Below are 17,559 nucleotides of genomic sequence, written 5' to 3' on the forward strand. Positions count from 1 at the left end.
TATCAGCTTGCAATCCACCAGCCGGCGGCGGCCACCCAGACCAGCAGCAGGATGGCGGCGAGCGGGCGGGCCGAGGCAATGGCCTCGCCGGGCTGCCCGTTCTTGCGGCCGGTGATCATGGCGCGCACCAGGTTTTCGCCGTGTAGCAGGCTGCCGGAGGCGACGCCGGCGAGATGGATGACGACGACGGTCAGCATCGTCGCGGCCAGGCCTTCATGCAGTTCTTCCAGCGGATGGCCGCCGAAGTCGTTGTAGATTGCCCAGCCGGCCAGCCCGGTGACGATGCCGAGGCCGAGCAGGAGCACGATGGCCCAGCCGCCGGCCGGGTTATGGCCGACATGGTGAGACGGTTCGAGGCGGAGCAGGCTGAGCAGATAGGCCTTGACGCTGCTCGGGCCACGTACGAAATCGACGAAGCGGGCGTAGCGGCTGCCGATGAAGCCCCAGGGCAGCCGGAAAGCGCAGACGGCAAGCACGGTGCCGCCGCTGATGACATGGAGCAGCCGCAGGCTTTCGCTTTCAGAGGTCAACCAGGCCAGGCAGAAACCACCAACCATCAGCCAGTGGCCGAGGCGAACCGGCCAGTCCCAGACGAGTATTTTTTGCATGGATTATCTCCGCAGTTCGGGCAGGGCGATGTCGTGTTCGCTGTAGCGGCCGTCGGCGGCGCCGCGATGGCAGGCTTCGCAATTGGCCGCCGATTTGACCCGCGGGTCGCGCCAGAATTTGGCCGGTACTTCACGGTGATGCCGGACAAAGCGCGGTGTCTGCGAGATGCGCGGCGGCTCGCCGGCGCTGCCCAGCTTGCCGGCATCGCCGGCATGGCGCTGGAGAAAGGCGCTGATTTCCTGCCTTTTGAGGGAGTCGACCGCAGCATCGCTGCCGAAATGCTGCTCCAGGCTGCCCAGGGTGCGTTGCCAGTCCCTGGCCGAGAGCAAGGCCGGTGGATAGGCAAGGTGGCAGCTGCCGCATTCGGCCCGGTAGCTGGCCGGGGTGTCGCCGGGCAAGGGCAGGCGGTCGGCCAGTGCCGGCAGCGCAAAGGCGAGCAGGGCAAGGGTGATGAGCGCTTTCATCTCAGCGCACCTCGCTCATGAAGGCGATGAAATCGGCCTTTTCACCCGGTGTGCAGGCCCGGCCGACGACTTCCTTGCAGTTGCGGCCAAACCACTTTTCGACCTTGGCCGGGTCGCTGAAACGTTCGCCATTGGCGGCAACGGCCAGTGGCCGGATGCTTTTGCCGGTGACGGCATGCTGGCCGCTGTTGGCGGGTTGCTCGGTATGGCAACTGGTGCAGGCCGGCATCTTGTCGTTGAGTGCAAAGCGCTGACGGAACAGGTTTTCGCCGCGTTTGGCAGAGGGCGTGAAGCCGGGCTGCTGGGTGGCTGCTTCGTTAGTGTAAATCTGGCGGATCTGCTGGGGCGTTTCGGCGTGACCGGCGAGGCTGACCAGCAGCAGGCCGAGAGCGGGGAGGGCTCGCATCATCTTCGTTCTCCTTGTTGTGTTGATGGAGACGAGTGTAGAGAGCGAGTCTTAAGCAGGAATTAGGCGAAACTTAAGGGACGATTAAGGCGGCTCAGGCGTACTCGAAAACCCAGCTTTCGCGGGTTAGTTCGCGCTGCCAGATGGTCAGCTTGGGCGGCTTGATCCACAGCGTCCACGTGTGCTGGCGGTTCCGGAAGGCTGCTTCGACGCCCTTGAACACCTCGGGTGACAGGATGGCCAGACAGTGGCCGTCGGCGTGGCGCACCGACTGGTAACGGATCAGTTCAACCCCGGCCTGGCGGGCAAGGCTGGCCAGTTGCTGGGTGGCCGTGTAATCCGCCGGATCGGTCCAGTCCTGGCGGTCGGCGTCCAGCGGCGGGCGGCTGAGGTCGAGGGCGGCCGGCGTCGCGCCATGGAATTCGAACAGCGTGATCGGGATCGCCGCTTCCTTGCCGGCCAGGCCCTCGCTGTCCATCCAGAAACGCAGCCGCCAGTAGCCGCATTCGGCACAGGCGGTTTTCTGTTCCTCGGCGCCGTAGAAGACGCCGGGATCGGTCCGCGCCCGAAAGCGGGAGCCGGCCGGCGGCTTGGGCCAGTAGCGGAACGGCGTGGCGAGCAGCCAGTGCAGACCTGCGGTGGCAGCCGGCAGACGCGGTTTTGCTTCTTCGAGAATGTCTTCGAGCAAGGACTGGTCGTCCAACCTGCCGTGCACCAGTGTCATGGTCGCCACACGGTGCTGGGCTTCGACCGCCCGCCAGCCGCTGCCCAGCCAGGGCCTGGCCTCAGACGCGAGCGCGGTGGGCGTCCAGGTATTCACAGACATGCAGCAGACCATCGACGCGTTTGACGAGTTCGAGCGGATGGCGGTTGTCGAAGGCCTGATTGGCGGACTTCAGCCAGTTGCGGGCCAGTTCGTCGTTACCGCCGACCAGCGACGATATGGAGCGGTAAAGGCGGATGAAATGCGCGGCCAGTTCCCAGGTCTTGCTGCCTTCGGCAATGAAGTATTTGCCGTTGAGCAGGCGCGATGCCGATGGCTGACTGGTGCCGATGATCGCATTCAACTCGGTAGAGCCCAGCTCAAGGCGCTTCGCCGCTTCGACCACGGCGGTCGAGAGAACGCGGGAGCGCTCGGAGAGCGGGTTGCTTTGCAGGGCAGTGGGCATATCAGTTTCCCCTGAATGGTTAATTAATTCTACAGAATAAATATTGCCATGTTTTGTTGTTTTGAATTAATTTTTGCCGGGGCTTAGGCAAACCCGTTTCGGGCCTCACCGGTGACCGGCCATTTTTGCCTTCGTCAGGCTGTTTACCGCAGGAGACTTGCCCGGCGGGCCGCTTCCCGGTAGTTTTCCGGCCTTGATCAATATATTCGCGCAAGCGATGGAGAGAGCAATGGCATTGTGGAAGAAAATCGTACTGACCGGACTGGTCGCTTTCGCCTCGGCTGGTGCCCAGGCCGGTGCGCCGGAGAAGACCCCGTCGGGCCTGGTTTATGAATCCCTGAAGGACGGCACCGGCGAACAGGCTTCGCCGCAAGCCAGCGTTCAGGTGCACTACCGTGGCACGCTGGCCAATGGCAGCGAGTTCGACAGTTCCTACAAGCGCGGCCAGCCGGCCACTTTCCCGCTCAATCGCGTCATTCCCTGCTGGACTGAAGGCGTCGCCAAAATGCGCGAAGGCGGCAAGGCCAAGCTGACCTGTCCGCCCGAGATCGCCTATGGCTCGCGTGGCGCCGGCTCAGCCGTGCCGCCGAATGCGACGCTGACCTTCGAGGTCGAACTGCTCAAGGTCATGCGCTGACCGGCGAAATGATTTGAGAAGCAGACCGGCGGCCATGCTTGCCGTCGGTCTGCTATTGAAGCGACTCAGCTAACGCTCGCCTCGTCCGGCACGCGGACGCCTGCCGCAGCCTGCGGCGCCTGCGATGTCCGCAACAATCGGTGCAAATGATTGGTCAGCTTGGGTAGTTCCTGCGCCAGTTCTTCGAGCGCTTCCTGAACCAGGAGGCTCGCCTCGGGGGCATTTTGTTTGAGCGGCAATTCAATCGCCGCAGCAATTCTCTGTATGTTCTGCAAACCGAGACTGCCGGCGCTGCCCTTGAGCGAATGGGCGTAGCGCTGCACTTCGTCGAGTTGGCCGCGCGCCAGGGCGGCTTTGATGACCTCGGCCTCGCCATCGTGGTTGTCGGCAAACATGCCAAGCAGGCGCAGATAGACCGGCAATTTGCCCCGCATGGCGTGCAGACCGATGCCCAAATCCAGACCATCGATTCGCGCCAATTGCTGGCGTAGCTGTTCATCGTTCCCGTTATCCTGAAGGCCGGTCGGAGACTCATGCAAGGCGGCAGGCTGAGTCTGGGCCGGCATCCACTGCAGCAGGGTACGGAACAGATGGTCCGGATCGACCGGTTTCGGGACATGGTCATTCATGCCGGCTTCCAGGCAGGCCTGCTTGTCTTCGTCAAAGGCATTGGCGGTCATTGCCAGAATAGGGACGGCGCGCCGTTCGGGCAGCGTCCGTAGTTTTCGGGTCGCCTCCAGACCATCGAGATTGGGCATCTGGACATCCATCAGGATCAGGTCGTAGGCAGTCTTGGTTGCTTTCTCGAAGGCTTCCTGGCCATCGACTGCAACATCCACCCTAAGCCCGGTTTCCTCGAGCAATTCAAGTGCAACCTCGCGGTTGATCGGATTGTCCTCCGCCAGCAGGATGTTTCTTCCCCGCAGCGGCGAAAGGTCGAGCGCGGCCGGCGAATCGGCGGCGGGGGCGGGGGCCAACGGCTTTTGCCCGGACAGCACGCCGAGCATGGCGTCGTGCAGTACCGAGGGCGTTACCGGTTTGTTCAACTGGGCAGCGATACCAATCGCCGCCAGTTGCTCGGCCGACCACTCGCCGCCATAGGCGGTGGCAAGAATGATCTTCGGGGCGGGCTGGGGGCCGAGGCCGAGGATGCGGCGGCTGGTTTCGATACCGTCCATGCCCGGCATGGCCCAGTCCATCATCACCAGATCGAATGGCTGGCCCGTCGCCATCGCCTCGTGCATGGCCGCGATCGCCTGTTCCCCGGATTCGGCCGTCCTGACCCGGGCGGAAAAGGAAAGCAGCATGTCTTCCAGCGCCACGCGCGCATCGACGACATCGTCAACGACCAGCACGCGGAGGCCACGCGGCAAGGTCAGGCTGCGCGCTACTGTTGTAGCTGCCGCCGCTCTTTGCAGTGGCAGCTCGAACCAGAATGTACTGCCCTGGCCGAGCGTGCTGTCGACGCCGATCCGGCCGCCCATCAGTTCGACCAGGCGCTTGCTGATGGCAAGGCCGAGCCCGGTGCCGCCAAAGCGCCGCGTCGTCGAGGCATCGGCCTGTTCAAAGGCCTGAAACAGGCGTTCCTGTTGTTCCTCGCTGAGTCCGATCCCGCTGTCGCTGACTTCGAAGCGCAGCGTCAGCGTCGTTTCGTCCTGGCTCAGCAGGCGGACGCGGAAAATGATACTGCCGGCTTCGGTGAACTTGATTGCATTGCTGGCGAAATTGACCAGTACCTGGCCAAGGCGCAGGCGGTCGCCGCGGAGGAGGGCAGGAATGGCCGGATCGATGCGGTTAACGATCTCCAGCCTTTTTTCCGCGGCGCGATCACCGATCAGATCGTTGAGATTCTGGAAGACCCTGTCCAACTCGAAGTCGTTATGCTCGATACTCAGCTTGCCCTCTTCGATCTTCGAAAAATCGAGAATGTCGTTGATGATGCCGAGTAAATGCTGGGCGGCCTGTGTCACCCGGTTGAGCTGTTCAATCTGGCGGCGATCGACCGCCGCCCGCCGGATCAGGTGGGTCAGCCCGATGATGGCGTTCATCGGGGTGCGAATTTCGTGACTCATGTTGGCCAGGAAACTGCTCTTGAAGCGGCTGGCATCCTCGGCCGCCACCTTGGCCTGCTCCAGTTCCCGGGTTCTTTGCGCAACCAGGTCCTCAAGATGAATCTGGATATTGCGCAACTCCTGCGTGCGCTGGTCGAAGTTTTTCGCGAGGTCTTCCAGTTCGTCATCGGTGCCGAGCGGGGCACAGCGTTTTTCCGGGCTGCCATCGGCTTCGGCGACGCGCCGGCGCAGGGTCAGGATCGGACGTGAAATGGAAAAGCCGATCCAGTGCGCAATGGCGATCGCTGCCAAAGTAAGCAACAGGCCGAGCAACGCCACATCGCGGATGGCGCTACGCGCTGGTTCGAGATAGTGCTGGCGGGGCGCCGAAACTTCGAGTTGCAGGTTCAGGCCGGTCAGGAAGCCCTGGGCGCCGCTGTTCAGGGGGTGCTGTGCGGTGACCATGTCGGCTGGACTGCCGGACTGGTGCTCGTACAGGGATTTTTCCCCGGCCTTCAGGCGATAGCCGATCATCGAATCGGAGGACAGGACCCGCCGGGCCACTGCACCGAGATCGTAAACCACGACCAGGGCACCCTGCGTTGTGCTGTAGTAACTGACCGGGACAAAAACGACCCACTGGCCATGCGCGACATCGACGATATAGCTGACCACCCCGTTGGCCAGCGCGCTGCGCAGTTCGGCCGAGTCGGCGTAGGTAGGCAGGGTTTCAAGCGTCGAGTAGACCGGCTTGCCGTCATAGCCGACCAAGGCGACGGCATGAACGTCGCGTCCCTCGCGGAAGTTCCGGATGATGTCCGGCAGGTAGGTCTGCCGGCCCTGGGCGTCGTTCAAGCCATTGACGACGAGCGGATTCTTGACGAGGACGGTGGCGCTCTCGAGCAGATAATCGATCCGCTGCAACAGCAGTCGAGCATCCTGCCGCGCCCGTTCCTCCAGTTCATGGGTCAGGTTGGTGCTGATCGTCGCGTAAAGGCGAAAGCCGACCGTCACCGCCACCGTCGCCATCGACAGGGCAACGAACAGGCCGAAGGCCCAGGTGATCCGGCGGCGAACGCTGCGCGTAAAGTAATCGAGTTTCAAAATGGCTTATTCGGCAAGGACAATGTGGCCGTGATCGTTGAAGCGAGCCAGATACAAGAGGTTGCGGTCGAGCGCATCGTGCTGCTCGGCGCTGAACGGCGGATTGTAGTCACGCAGGACGCCGTTATGGCGGGGCAGGCTTTCCAGCGCGTTGCGAATGGCCTGCCGGTCAGCGGATTTGGCCTGGCTGACGGCGCGGGCAAACAGATGGGTCAGATCGTAGGCGTGAACGCTGCCGATCGGCGACGGGACCACGGCATCCGGGGCCAGACTGTAGCGTTCGCGATAGCGCGCCAAAAAATTTCCGAGTTTCGGGTGGGCACGTCCCTCGCCGATCAGGATGGATTGGACAAAACGCAGGTCCACGTTTTGCAGGGCTGTATGCATCGGGGTAAAGAAGTCCCCCCCGGTCAGCCCCCAGTGCGAAAAAATGGGCACCGGCTTGGCCTGCCGGGCCATGGCCTGAATGATGATGCGCGATTCCAGCGGGTTGGCGACCATGACCAGGGCGCCCAGACCGTTGCTGACCAGGGCGTCTATCGTGCTGTTGATGTTTGGATCGCCGGCATCGAGCCAGACAAGTTCGACTTTGCCGGCCGGCAGTTTGGCAATCAGCGCTTGCAAGGCTGCCTCGTTGCTGCGGCCCCAGGCCGAGCGCTCGAGCAGGACGGCAACATGGCCCTCCATTTTCACGGCTCGTTCAAGTAGAAACGGGGCAACCTGCCCGTCATTGATCGAAACGCGGAATGTGTAGCTTGGTCGATATTGGTGATTGATCAAGCCCTGTCCGGCTGCCCAGGGAATCAGGTAGGGCAGTTTCAGACGATGTATTTCGCTCAGTTCGTCGGTAATGACCGCGGTATGCATGCCGCCCATGACGGCGAGCAGCGACGGCATTTGCGCCAGGCGTTCGAGATTCTGCCGTCCGATCTGCGGGTTGGCGCCGTGGTCGAGGGCGATTATGCGCAGTGGTTTGCCGAGCAGGCCACCTTTCTGGTTAATTTCTTCGACCGCCAGTTGCATGCCCCGGTAGATCGCACCGCCGGCCTGGGCGCCGCCGGTGGACAAGTCGGCATCGAGGCCGATCACGTAGGAATCATTTTCACGCGGCGCCATTTGGGCAAAGCGCAACTCCTCGGTCTTGGCCAGCAGGTCATAACCGACGGCAAAGGCGAACTTGTCGGCAACCGGTGCCATGGCAACCCGGAAACGCTGACGTTCTTCGGGTGACAGCGTGTAGATCTCGACCCCGGCGGCGCGGATCTTTTCGATGAAATCGATCTCGCGGCGAGCGGTTTCCTGGCGTTCCCAGAGCGTCAGTTCGCGGGCCGTGCTGTGGATGATTTCCCGTAACTCGGGCGACAGCGTTTCGAAGACGCGCTTGCTGGCGGAAAAGACATAGCCGAGGTAGGCGTGGTTGGAAATCGTCAGGTGTTTCTGGACCTCATGCAGGCGCATGCCGTGGATGGCGACCAGCGGATTCTCCTGGCCGTCGACGGCCCCGTCGGCCAGCGCCTTGTAGGTGGCATGAAAGTCGATCGGAATCGGCTGGGCGCCCAGCGAGGAGAACTGATCCGCAATCAGCGGACTTTTCATGGTGCGGATGCGCAGCCTGGCGAAGTCCTGCGGCTTGCGAATCGGCGTGTTGGCGGTGAATTGCTTGAAGCCGTTTTCCCAGAAGGTCAGGCCGATCAGGTCGATAGCATTGAGTTTCGAGAGCAGTATTTGTCCTGGCTCGCCATCGAGCATGGTGTAAAGCTCTTCGCGACCGGCGAAGTAGAACGGCAGGTCGGCGTACTGCATGGCCGGAATCGCCGAGCTGAGCTTGGCGGTCGGCGTCAGTAGCAGATCGAGCGTGCCGTTGCGCGCCATCTCCAGCATCTGGTCATCGCTGCCGAGTTGCTGGTCGGGAAATACCGCAATCTTGAGTTTGCCCTTGCTGCGCGTTTCAACTGCTTCGGAAAATTTCAGCGCCGCGGCGTGCAGGGCGCTGTCCGCAGCGATATTCAGACCGAGGCGCAGTTGACGGGCCGGTGCATCCTGGGGGGCGGGATGCTCCGCGCTGGCGGCCGGTAGCGTGCTGCCACGACCTAGCCACCAGATTGACAGCAGAACGCTTGCCAACAACAGGCAAACAATCGCGATCGTTCTGGGGGGGAGTTTATTCATGGCAAATCAGTCGATGAAAATTGTAATCATTTTCAAGCGTCTTCCAAATGTTACAAATTTGGAACACTTGTCTGATGATAGCCTACGTATTCACCTCATTGATCAATCGCTTACGCCAAGATAAATATATTTTTGTCATTGTCAGGTGAGTCCGGCTTGCCGCTTACAGGGCTGCCGACCCGGCGCCGGGCTTGTCGCCCGGATGTTTTTCCTCATCCAGCACCCACAGCCGGTGGGCGTCCAGTAGCAGGCGGTAGCGCGATTCGAGGGCGTCGAGCTGCATCAGCCGGGCCGCCAGTTCGGCTTCGTTGGCCAGCCGGCGGGCGGTCAGCAGGTCATTGAGGCTGCCTTCGCCGAGCTGGTAGGCGCGGGCCGTCATTTCGGCGGCGTGGTTCAGGCTGTCGGCGGCCTGGCGGCCGGCTTGCCAGGTGGCGCGGGCGGCATTGGCCAGATGGTAGGTGGCGGCCGCCTCGGCCGTGATCTTTCGAAGCGCGGCGGCTTCCCGGTTGCCGGCGGCATCGGCCTGTGCCAGCGCGGCATCGGCAGCGGCCCGGCGGCCGCCGCCGGGGAGCGGAATGCTGATGTAGGCGCCGACGATCTGCTCTTCACCGGCCCGTTCGCGCGACACCTGCAGACCGACGGTCGGATCGGGCAGCCGGTCGCTGCCAATGCGGCCGGCGGCAAACTGGGCGCGTTGCGTTTCGCCGCGGGCGAGGCCGAGTTCGTGGCTGTGTTCGAGAATGGCGTCGATCCACTCGTTGGCGCTGCCACTGAGCGGGGGCGGTTCGGCAATCGTCGCCGGTTCGCTGAGCGGCAGGCCGGGGTAGCGCCGACGCAGATCTTCGGCCGCTGTTTGCTGGCGGACCCTGGCCTGGGCCAGTTGGGCCGTAGCCTGGGCCAGCGCGGCCTCGCTCTGGATCGTTTCCAGCCTGGCTGCATCGCCTAACTGCTGGCGGTGCTGGATGGCGCGGGCCTGCTTTTCCAGCAGGGCGACCTGGGCGGTCCACTGCGAGGCCAAGGCATTTTCGCGCAGCCAGACGAACCAGGCCTTGAGCAGGGTGCGGCTACTTTCGTGCAGGCTGTCGCCGAGCGCGGTTTCGGCCAGCGCGACGCCGGCCGCGCCGAGCTGGGCATCGAGTGAGGCCTTGCCGGGCAGGCGCAGCGGGCGTTCGAGGGCGGCATTCCATTCGTTGAAACGCTCGTCGGGGCTGGTATTCGGGCTGGTCCGGCGCTGCTGGGCGCCGAGGCGGACGTTCCATTCGTAATTGCCGGCTTCGAGCCGATTGCGGTTGGCTTCCTCGGCCCGGACCTGGCTGCTGGCGGCCTGGACCTGCGGATTGGCGCGCAGCACTTTTTCGACGATGGCGGCCGGCGGCAGGTTGGGCGTCGGTTCGGCGGCCAGGGCGACCTGGCCGAGTGCGGCGAGCAGCAGGGGAATCAGTTTTTTCACAGGCGCCCCTGGTCGATGACCGGCACCAGCCAGTAGAAGACGTTGGCGTTCGGTAATTTTTGCTTGATCAGCGCCAGAACCTGGCGCTTATCTGCTTCCGGACCGACCGTGCGGATGACGGTACGCGGCGCGTGGCCGGCGACCAGTTCGGCATCCTCGACGAGCGGGATCACCGAGCCGTGACCTTCGGCGGTACTGACCGTGAAGCCGGGGACCAGATCGGGCCGGGAGAGCAGCAGGTCTTCGACGTGCTGGGCGACATCGTCGGGCATGATCAAGGAGAGCAGGACATCAGCCATGGCGTTCCTCGCTGAGGGCAACGGTACGGTGGACGCCGAAACGGCGGAACAGGATGGGCAGCAGCACCAGGGTCAGTGCCGTCGAGGTGAGCAGGCCGCCGATGACGACGATGGCCAGCGGGCGCTGCACTTCGGAGCCGGGGCCGGTCGCGAAGAGCATCGGGACCAGGCCGAAGGCGGCGATGCTGGCTGTCATCAGCACCGGCCGCAGCCGCCGGCGGGCGCCTTCGACGACGACTTCGGCGAGGCTCATGCCGCGCGCCAGCAACTGGTTGAAGTAGGTGACCATGACGACGCCGTTCAGCACGGCGATGCCGAGCAAGGCAATGAAGCCGACCGAGGCGGGGACCGACAGGTATTCGCCGGAAATGAGCAGGCCGAAGATGCCGCCGATCATCGCGAATGGAATGTTGGAAAGGACCAGCAGCGCCTGGCGTACCGAGCGGAAGGTCGAGAAGAGCAGGAAGAAAATCAGCAGCAGCGCCACCGGCACCACTACAGCCAGCCGGGCCGCCGCCCGTTGCTGGTTCTCGAACTGGCCGCCCCAGGCCAGCCGGTAGCCGGGCGGCAGCTTGACCTGGCTGGCGACGGCGGCCTTGGCTTCCTCGACGAAACCGACCAGGTCGCGGTCGCGAACATTGGACTGGATGACGACGTAGCGCTGGGCATTCTCGCGGTCGACCTTGACCGGGCCGTCGATGCGCTCGATCTTGGCAACGCTGGCCAGCGGCACGCTGCCGCCACCCGGCAGGCTCAGGCGCAGCGCCGCGAAATCGGCCGGCGAGGCACGCAGCGTCTGCGGGCCGCGCAGGACGACCGGGGTGCGGCGGCCCTGTTCGATCACGGTGCCGACATTGCGCCCTTCGAGCAGGGCTTTCAGGTCGTTCTGGATGTCATCGACGTTGAGGCCGAAACGGCCGGCGGCGAGCCGGTCGACCGCCAGCTTCAGGTATTGCACGCCGTCGTTCTTCAGCGTGAAGGTGTCTTCGGCGCCGCGCACGGTTTTGACCGTTTTTTCGATGTCGACCGCAAGACTGTTCAAAGTCGGCAGATCGGGGCCATAAACCTTGATCGCCAGGTCGCCGCGGACGCCGGTCAGCATTTCGGAGACGCGCATGTCGATCGGTTGCGTGAAGGAAAAGCCGATGCCGGGGAAGTCGGCCATCACGGCGCGCAACTGGTCGGCCAGCCAGGCCGGGTCGGGGTTGCGCCAAGTATCGCGCGGCTGCAGCACCATGAAAGTGTCGGTCTGGTTGAGGCCCATCGGGTCGAGGCCGAGTTCGTCCGAGCCGGCGCGGGCGACGATCGCCTTGATCTCCGGCACCTGCGCCAGGATGGCCTGCTGGACGCGGCTGTCGAGGGCGATGGTCTGGTCGATGCCGATCGACGGCAGTTTTTCCAGCTGCATGATCAGGTCGCCTTCGTCCATCGTCGGCATGAAGCTCTTGCCGAGCAGCAGGAAGGCGCCGGCCGCGGCAAGCAGGCCGAGCAGGGCGCCGATGATGAACTGGCGGCTGCGACTGAGCGCGGCAGCGAGAATGCGCTCGTAGAGCGCTGCCAGTTTTTTGACCAGCCACGGTTCGTGGTGCACGCCGCGCTTGATCAGGTAGGAGGCAAGCACCGGGACCACGGTCAGTGACAGCAGCAGCGAGGCGGCCAGTGCGAAAACGATGGTCAGCGCGACCGGGCCGAACATCTTGCCCTCCAGTCCCTGCAGCGTCAGCAACGGCAGGAAGACGATGATGATGATGACGATGCCCGAGGTGACCGGGGCGGCGACTTCACGGGCGGCGCGGAAGATCAGGTGCAGCGTCGGCAGGTTGTCCGGCGCCTCGGCCAACTGGCTTTCGACGTTCTCGACGACGACCACCGCCGCATCGACCAGCATGCCGATGGCGATGGCCAGGCCGCCGAGGCTCATCAGGTTGGCCGAGAGGCCGGCCAGGCGCATCAGGATGAAAGTGGCGAGCGCTGACAGCGGCAGCATCAGCGCGACGACGATGGCGGCCCGCAGGTTGCCGAGGAAGGCGAGGAGCAGCAGGACGACCAGCACGATGGCTTCGAGCAGCGCCTTTGATACCGTGCCGACCGCCCGCTCGACCAGGTTGCCGCGGTCGTAGAAGGCTTCGAGCGTGACGCCGGGCGGCAGCGCTGGCGCGATCTCGGCCAGCCGCGCCTTGACGCCGGCCACCACGCTTTGCGCATTGGCGCCGCGCAGGCCGAGGACCAGGCCTTCGACCGCCTCGCCCTGACCGTTCTTGGTCACCGCGCCGTAGCGGGTGAGGGCGCCGATGCGGACCTCGGCAACATCAGCGACGCGGATCACGGTACCGTCCGTGGCTTGCAAAACGACTGCTTTCAGGTCGTCGACCGTACGGATTGCCCCTTCGGCGCGAACCAGCAGCGATTCCTCGCCATCGTTCAGGCGACCGGCGCCGTCGTTGCGGTTGTTGGCTTCCAGCACCGCCTGCAGTTCCTTCAGCGCCAGGCCGCGCGCGGCCAGGCTTTGCGGATTCGGCACCACTTCGAAGGTGCGGACCTCGCCGCCCAGGCTGTTGACGTCGGCGACGCCGGGAATGGTTCGCAGTTGCGGGCGAATCACCCAGTCGAGCAGGGCGCGCTTCTCGGCCAGCGGCAAGTCGCCCTCGATGGTGAACATGAACATTTCGCCGAGCGGCGTCGTGATCGGTGCCATGCCGCCACTGACGCCGGGCGGCAGGTTGCCCATCGCCGAATTCAGGCGTTCGCCGACCTGCTGGCGAGCCCAGTAGATGTCGGTGCCGTCCTCGAAATCGATGGTGATATCGGTCAGCGCATACTTGGACGTCGAGCGCAGCAGGCGCTGGTGGGGAATGCCGAGCATTTCCTGCTCGACCGGCACGGCGAGCCGGGTTTCGACTTCTTCCGGCGTCATCCCCGGCGCCTTCAGGATGATCTTGACCTGGGTCGTCGACACGTCGGGGTAGGCATCGATCGGCAAGCCGAGGAAGGCCATCACGCCGGTGCCGATCAGCAGGGCGGTGAGCACCAGCAGCAACAGGCGCTGGGTCAGCGAGAAACGGATCAGGGCGGTCAGCATTATTCTTTGCCGACGCCGGTCAGCATCGCCTTCAGGCCGGAAACGCCCTTGACCGCCACCTTGTCGCCGGCCTTGATGCCATCGACGACGACGCTGTCGCCGCCCTGGCTGACCACGCGCACCGGCCGCGCCGCGAAGGCCAGGCCCTTGTCATTGGTCGAAACCTGGACGAAGGCCAGCGTCTTGCCCTGGTCGCGGATCAATGCGCTGGCCGGCAGGCTGATTTGCGGCCCGCTCGTGCCGGCGATCTCGACTTCGATTACCTGGCCCGGCGTCAGTTGTTCGGCCCCGTGGCTGACTTCGGCGCGTAGCAGGACCGTCTGGCTGGCGCTATCGACGGCGCGACCGATGGCGATCAGCTTGCCGCCGATCTCGCTGCCGGCCATTTTGACTGGCGCCCCAGGCTTCAAACTGGCTGCGGTAGCCAGCGGCGCCTGGATCTCCAGCCACAGCGGCGACAGTTTGGCGATCCGGTAGAGCGGTGCCGCAGCCTCGACCCGCTGGCCGAGTTGGGCATGCTGTTCGAGCACGATGCCGTCGATGCCGGCGGTCAACGCCAGCGGACCGCCCAATTTGCCCGGCGCGACGCCGGCCATGGCCAGCCCCTGGCGGCGTTCGCTGGCCAGGGCCGTGGCCTGGGCGGCGGCGCTACGCGTCGCCTGCAGGCGGGCTTCGGCAATGATGCCTTCGGCAAACAGGATTTCGTCACGCTTCAGGTTCTGTAGCAGCAGCGCCGCCTGGCTGCTCGACTGCAGCGCATCGCGTTGCAGTTCAAGCGCTTGCGGGCTGGCCAGATGGGCGACCACCTGGCCGCGCTTGACCGTGGCGCCCGGCGCCACCGCCAGCATCTCGACCATGCCGCCGACCGGCGCGGCGACGATGCGCATCTGCTCGGTCGGCACGACGACCCGGCCCGGCAGCGTGCCGGCGCGCCCGGCCTGGGGGCTGCCGGCCACCGTCGTTTCGATGCCCAGGGCCTTGATCTGGGCGGCTTGCAACAGCAGGGGCTCGGCGGTGGCACTCAGGCTGGCCGCCAGCAGGCCGGCGAGAAGAAGGAGGTGGGGCATGGGGGATCGATTTCAATGGCGACACCCGATCTTAGCGAGGCAAGCTTAAGTCACCCTTAAGCATGCCGGCGCCGGCCAGCCGTGGTCTTTTAGGGCAATTGCTGCGGTCGACGCCCGGCCCGGGCAATAATTGCCGGATGGGGGGCGGGGCGCCATCGTCGCCCGGCCCGGCTGCTACAATTCGCCGCCCTCAACCGTATTCAAGGCTGGTCAATGGAGAGTTTGCTGCAGTTCTGGCATGTCTGGAGCGGCTGGATCGTTACCGCCGTGCTGCTGGCCATCGCGCTCGGCTTCCTGCTACGTTTCGTCGTGCCGGCGCTGCTGCTCGGGCGCGAGCTGGGGCGGGCGATCAAGGGCCTGGCGGCGCAGGCGATGCCGGCCGATCCGGAAAAAATCGCCCGCGAGGTCATGGACTCGCCGCATCTGCGCCATCTGTGGCGGGAATATGCCCAGACCCTGCACGCCATTCCCGATCCGGCCAATCCGAAAGCCTTCGCCGCCTGGCGGGCGACGGCGATGGCCGAGGATTTCCTGACCGAGCGGGCGCTGGTCGACACACCGCTGAAGACCGATTTCTACAAGCACCTGCCGGGCATCCTGACCGGCATCGGCATCATCGGCACCTTTACCGGGCTGATCGCCGGCCTCAATCATTTCGAAGTGTCGAGCAATACCGAACTGGTGCGCAGCAGCCTGCGCGCGCTGATCCAGGGCGTCGGCCAGGCTTTCGAAGTGTCGGCGGCGGCAATCACGCTGGCCATGCTGATCACCTGGATCGAAAAATCCATCGTCACCCGGCGCTACCGCCAGGTGGAACAACTGGTCCAGCGAATCGACAGCCTGTTCGATGCCGGCGTCGGCGAGGAATACCTGGCCCGCCTGGTCCGCGCCTCGGAAGCCTCGGCGGTGCAGGCGGCGCGGCTGCAACAGGCCATCGTCGGCGAATTGCGGCAAGGCATGGCGGCCATGCTCGCCCAGCAACAGCAGGCTTCATTGCAGCATCAGGAAGCGCTGGCCAGTCGGGTGGCCGATGCCGTGGCGAAGACCGTGGCCGGCGCCTTGCAGGAGCCGCTGAGCCGGATGACCACGGCCGTCGAACGGCTGGGCAGCGGGCAGGGCGCCGCAGTCGGCGGGGCACTGGAAAAGGCGCTGCAGCAATTTAGCGGCCGACTCGACGACACCTTCGGGCAACGCCAGGACGGGCTGGAAAGCCTGCTGCAACGCACCGCCAGCGCGCTGGAAAGCACTGTCGGCGAACTCGGCAAGGTGGCCGGCCGGCTCGAACTGGTCGGCCGCGGCGCCGTCGAATCGGCGGCCGGGCGGTTGGACAATGCCGGGCGCGGCGTCGGCGAGGCCGCCGAGTTCTTCGCGCTGAGCAGCGGCGACATGGCAGCCTCGGCCGCCGCGATGGCGCAGGCGGCGAAGAGCGTCGGCCAGTCGCTGAGCGGGCAGCAGCAGGCGACGCAGGCGATTGGCCAGATGGTGGGCGACCTGCGCGCCACGGTCGAACAGGCCCGCCGTGAAGCAGCGCTGACCGGTGAACTGGTCGGTCGCATGGAAGGCGCCGCGGCGACACTCGGCCGCGCCGGGCAGGAGGCCGATGCCTACCTGCAAGGCGTTTCTGAGGTGCTGGCCCAGGCCCACGCCGCCTTCGCCGAGAATGTCGAGCGCACGCTGGCCCGTGGCAATGGGCAGTTCCAGCAGCATGTGACCGGCGCCGTCGAGGCGTTGAAAGGCGCCATCGAGGAACTCTCCGACGCGCTGGCCCAGGAAGCGGTGCGCCGGTGAGCCTGGTCCGGCCCCGGGCCGCCAGCCGGCGCGGCAACCGCGAGGAGGGCGAAAAGCCGTTCTGGATCTCGTTTTCCGACTTGATGACGGCGCTGATGGTGCTCTTTCTGGTGGCGCTGACCGTCGCCTTGCTCGCCATCACCCATGATATTTCCGAGGCCGAGCGGCAGAAGGCGGAGCAGGCGCAGGAGATCTCGGCCTTTCTCGCCCGCCTGCAGGCCCAGGTTGAGCAGTTTCCCGGCGTCAGGCTGCGCGGCAACGTCATCGACTTTGGCGACCGGGCCCGTTTCGACACCAACAGTCATAAACTGAGCGATAGCCAGGCCGCGCTGCTGCGCAGCTTCGTGCCGGCCGTTCTTGAACTGGCGCGCGATCCGCTCGGCGAAAAATGGCTGAAGCGCATTGTCGTCGAAGGCTTTGCCGATGCCCGCGGCGGTTATCTGCACAACCTCGACCTCAGCCTGCGCCGCTCGGAGCGTGTCATGTGCGCGCTGCTGCTCCCGGCCAGCGGCCCGGAGGCGTTGGCCGAAGCCGACCGCCGGCAGGTGCGCGAACTCTTCCTGGTCAGCGGCGCTTCCTTCAATGCGCTGAAAAGCAGCGCGGAGGAGAGCCGGCGCATCGAGCTGCGCCTCGAGTTCCGCGAGCCGGACGAGGCGCCGCTCCTGCGTGCCGACAGCGGGATCGAGGCCGACCTGCGCTGTCCGCTGGACCGGCCATGAGCGCGCTGGACGAACTCGGCCTGCAACTGCGCCGGCGTTTCGTCGCCCCCAATTCGTCGACCACGCTGGCGCAAACCGAACCGGCACTGCTTGCCCGGCTCAATGCGGTGCGCCAGGCCCTGGCGCCGCCGCGCGGCCGCTTTGCCGAGGCCCGTATCGCGCAGGGCGTCATGGCTTTTCGCATCAGCGGCCGCAACATCGCCTATCCGGCGCTCAAGTACGCCTGTTACGGTGTGGCGCGGCCGATGGACTGGGAGGGCCGCATCCTGCTCGCCGAGGCACCGCAACTGGCGCTGCTGCTCGCCTGCGTGCGCGCCCTGGACAGCCGGCCGGGTCGCCTGGCCGCCTGCTGCCGGGCGCTGCAGCGGGCCTGGGCGCTCGATATCGAGGCCCAGCCGGAAGTCCTGAACGCCGCCCACCTACGGCCGGGTATCGCTACCCTGCGTGGCTTCCTGCAGGAAATGGGCGAACAGTCGCGCCCCGAATCGCCCGCGACTAAATAAGGCCGATCGCCTTCCCCGAGTCCGCCGTTGGCGGCGATCGGGCTG

The 17,559-nt window shown here is 65.1% G+C and carries 15 protein-coding genes; 4 read left to right on the forward strand and 11 right to left on the reverse strand.

Translation table 11 applies throughout. The annotated features are described in order from the left end of the window. Positions 1–2: 2 nt before the first annotated feature. From GH663_RS06530 to GH663_RS06550, 5 genes are all read right to left on the reverse strand, one after another. Positions 3–608 carry a cytochrome b/b6 domain-containing protein gene (locus tag GH663_RS06530; RefSeq protein WP_153130856.1) on the reverse strand — a complete coding sequence of 202 codons (606 nt, stop codon included), beginning with the start codon at positions 606–608 and terminating at the stop codon, positions 3–5. A gap of 3 nt (positions 609–611) precedes the next feature. Continuing rightward, positions 612–1,073: a diheme cytochrome c gene (locus tag GH663_RS06535; RefSeq protein WP_153130857.1), complete on the reverse strand. Its 462-nt coding sequence runs from the start codon at positions 1,071–1,073 to the stop codon at positions 612–614. Between the two features lies 1 nt (position 1,074). Next, entirely contained in the window at positions 1,075–1,482 is a 408-nt protein-coding gene (locus tag GH663_RS06540; protein WP_246181517.1) for a DUF1924 domain-containing protein, read from the reverse strand. A 91-nt stretch (positions 1,483–1,573) separates the two neighbouring features. Beyond that, positions 1,574–2,305, reverse strand: a complete 732-nt coding sequence (locus tag GH663_RS06545) for an RES family NAD+ phosphorylase (protein WP_153130858.1) — start codon at positions 2,303–2,305, stop codon at positions 1,574–1,576. Continuing rightward, positions 2,265–2,648, reverse strand: a complete 384-nt coding sequence (locus tag GH663_RS06550; protein ID WP_153130859.1) for an antitoxin Xre/MbcA/ParS toxin-binding domain-containing protein — start codon at positions 2,646–2,648, stop codon at positions 2,265–2,267. Before GH663_RS06550 ends, GH663_RS06545 begins: the two co-directional genes overlap by 41 nt. A gap of 229 nt (positions 2,649–2,877) precedes the next feature. Between GH663_RS06550 and GH663_RS06555 the strand changes: the two genes are divergently transcribed. Continuing rightward, the gene (locus tag GH663_RS06555) at positions 2,878–3,285 is read left to right on the forward strand and encodes an FKBP-type peptidyl-prolyl cis-trans isomerase (RefSeq protein ID WP_153130860.1); all 408 of its coding nucleotides are present in this window, start codon (positions 2,878–2,880) and stop codon (positions 3,283–3,285) included. A gap of 65 nt (positions 3,286–3,350) precedes the next feature. Here the strand turns inward: GH663_RS06555 and GH663_RS06560 are convergent, their stop codons facing one another. From GH663_RS06560 to GH663_RS06585, 6 genes are all read right to left on the reverse strand, one after another. After that, positions 3,351–6,440 (reverse strand): response regulator, encoded by a 3,090-nt coding sequence (locus tag GH663_RS06560; RefSeq protein ID WP_153130861.1) that lies wholly within the window; start codon positions 6,438–6,440, stop codon positions 3,351–3,353. A gap of 6 nt (positions 6,441–6,446) precedes the next feature. Continuing rightward, positions 6,447–8,609 (reverse strand): DctP family TRAP transporter solute-binding subunit, encoded by a 2,163-nt coding sequence (locus GH663_RS06565; protein ID WP_153130862.1) that lies wholly within the window; start codon positions 8,607–8,609, stop codon positions 6,447–6,449. A gap of 163 nt (positions 8,610–8,772) precedes the next feature. Continuing rightward, a complete protein-coding gene (locus GH663_RS06570; protein WP_153130863.1) occupies positions 8,773–10,059 on the reverse strand; it encodes a TolC family protein in 1,287 nt (428 codons plus the stop codon). Further along, positions 10,056–10,358: a DUF3240 family protein gene (locus GH663_RS06575; RefSeq protein WP_153130864.1), complete on the reverse strand. Its 303-nt coding sequence runs from the start codon at positions 10,356–10,358 to the stop codon at positions 10,056–10,058. Before GH663_RS06575 ends, GH663_RS06570 begins: the two co-directional genes overlap by 4 nt. Beyond that, positions 10,351–13,437, reverse strand: coding sequence for an efflux RND transporter permease subunit (locus GH663_RS06580; RefSeq protein ID WP_153130865.1), 3,087 nt, complete (start codon positions 13,435–13,437; stop codon positions 10,351–10,353). Before GH663_RS06580 ends, GH663_RS06575 begins: the two co-directional genes overlap by 8 nt. Continuing rightward, entirely contained in the window at positions 13,437–14,504 is a 1,068-nt protein-coding gene (locus GH663_RS06585) for an efflux RND transporter periplasmic adaptor subunit (protein ID WP_153130866.1), read from the reverse strand. Before GH663_RS06585 ends, GH663_RS06580 begins: the two co-directional genes overlap by 1 nt. Positions 14,505–14,717: 213 nt before the next feature. Between GH663_RS06585 and zorA the strand changes: the two genes are divergently transcribed. Genes zorA through GH663_RS06600 form a run of 3 tightly spaced genes read left to right on the forward strand, consistent with a single transcriptional unit; the run spans position 14,718 to position 17,514 of the window. Then, the gene (gene zorA, locus GH663_RS06590; RefSeq protein ID WP_153130867.1) at positions 14,718–16,292 is read left to right on the forward strand and encodes an anti-phage ZorAB system protein ZorA; all 1,575 of its coding nucleotides are present in this window, start codon (positions 14,718–14,720) and stop codon (positions 16,290–16,292) included. Next, positions 16,289–17,011, forward strand: coding sequence for a flagellar motor protein MotB (locus tag GH663_RS06595; protein ID WP_211371083.1), 723 nt, complete (start codon positions 16,289–16,291; stop codon positions 17,009–17,011). The genes zorA and GH663_RS06595 overlap by 4 nt, the downstream gene beginning before the upstream one ends. Continuing rightward, the gene (locus GH663_RS06600) at positions 17,008–17,514 is read left to right on the forward strand and encodes a hypothetical protein (protein ID WP_153130868.1); all 507 of its coding nucleotides are present in this window, start codon (positions 17,008–17,010) and stop codon (positions 17,512–17,514) included. The genes GH663_RS06595 and GH663_RS06600 overlap by 4 nt, the downstream gene beginning before the upstream one ends. Positions 17,515–17,559 lie beyond the last annotated feature (45 nt).

Source organism: Dechloromonas hortensis, from assembly GCF_009469765.1.
In the GTDB taxonomy this organism is placed as follows: domain Bacteria; phylum Pseudomonadota; class Gammaproteobacteria; order Burkholderiales; family Rhodocyclaceae; genus Azonexus; species Azonexus hortensis.

Coding starts and splice junctions, on each gene's coding strand:
- GH663_RS06530 (WP_153130856.1), bottom strand. CDS start 608: ATGCAAAAAATACTCGTCTGGGACTGGCCGGTTCGCCTCGGCCACTGG.
- GH663_RS06535 (WP_153130857.1), bottom strand. CDS start 1,073: ATGAAAGCGCTCATCACCCTTGCCCTGCTCGCCTTTGCGCTGCCGGCA.
- GH663_RS06540 (WP_246181517.1), bottom strand. CDS start 1,482: ATGATGCGAGCCCTCCCCGCTCTCGGCCTGCTGCTGGTCAGCCTCGCC.
- GH663_RS06545 (WP_153130858.1), bottom strand. CDS start 2,305: ATGTCTGTGAATACCTGGACGCCCACCGCGCTCGCGTCTGAGGCCAGG.
- GH663_RS06550 (WP_153130859.1), bottom strand. CDS start 2,648: ATGCCCACTGCCCTGCAAAGCAACCCGCTCTCCGAGCGCTCCCGCGTT.
- GH663_RS06555 (WP_153130860.1), top strand. CDS start 2,878: ATGGCATTGTGGAAGAAAATCGTACTGACCGGACTGGTCGCTTTCGCC.
- GH663_RS06565 (WP_153130862.1), bottom strand. CDS start 8,609: ATGAATAAACTCCCCCCCAGAACGATCGCGATTGTTTGCCTGTTGTTG.
- GH663_RS06575 (WP_153130864.1), bottom strand. CDS start 10,358: ATGGCTGATGTCCTGCTCTCCTTGATCATGCCCGACGATGTCGCCCAG.
- GH663_RS06580 (WP_153130865.1), bottom strand. CDS start 13,437: ATGCTGACCGCCCTGATCCGTTTCTCGCTGACCCAGCGCCTGTTGCTG.
- GH663_RS06585 (WP_153130866.1), bottom strand. CDS start 14,504: ATGCCCCACCTCCTTCTTCTCGCCGGCCTGCTGGCGGCCAGCCTGAGT.
- zorA (WP_153130867.1), top strand. CDS start 14,718: ATGGAGAGTTTGCTGCAGTTCTGGCATGTCTGGAGCGGCTGGATCGTT.
- GH663_RS06600 (WP_153130868.1), top strand. CDS start 17,008: ATGAGCGCGCTGGACGAACTCGGCCTGCAACTGCGCCGGCGTTTCGTC.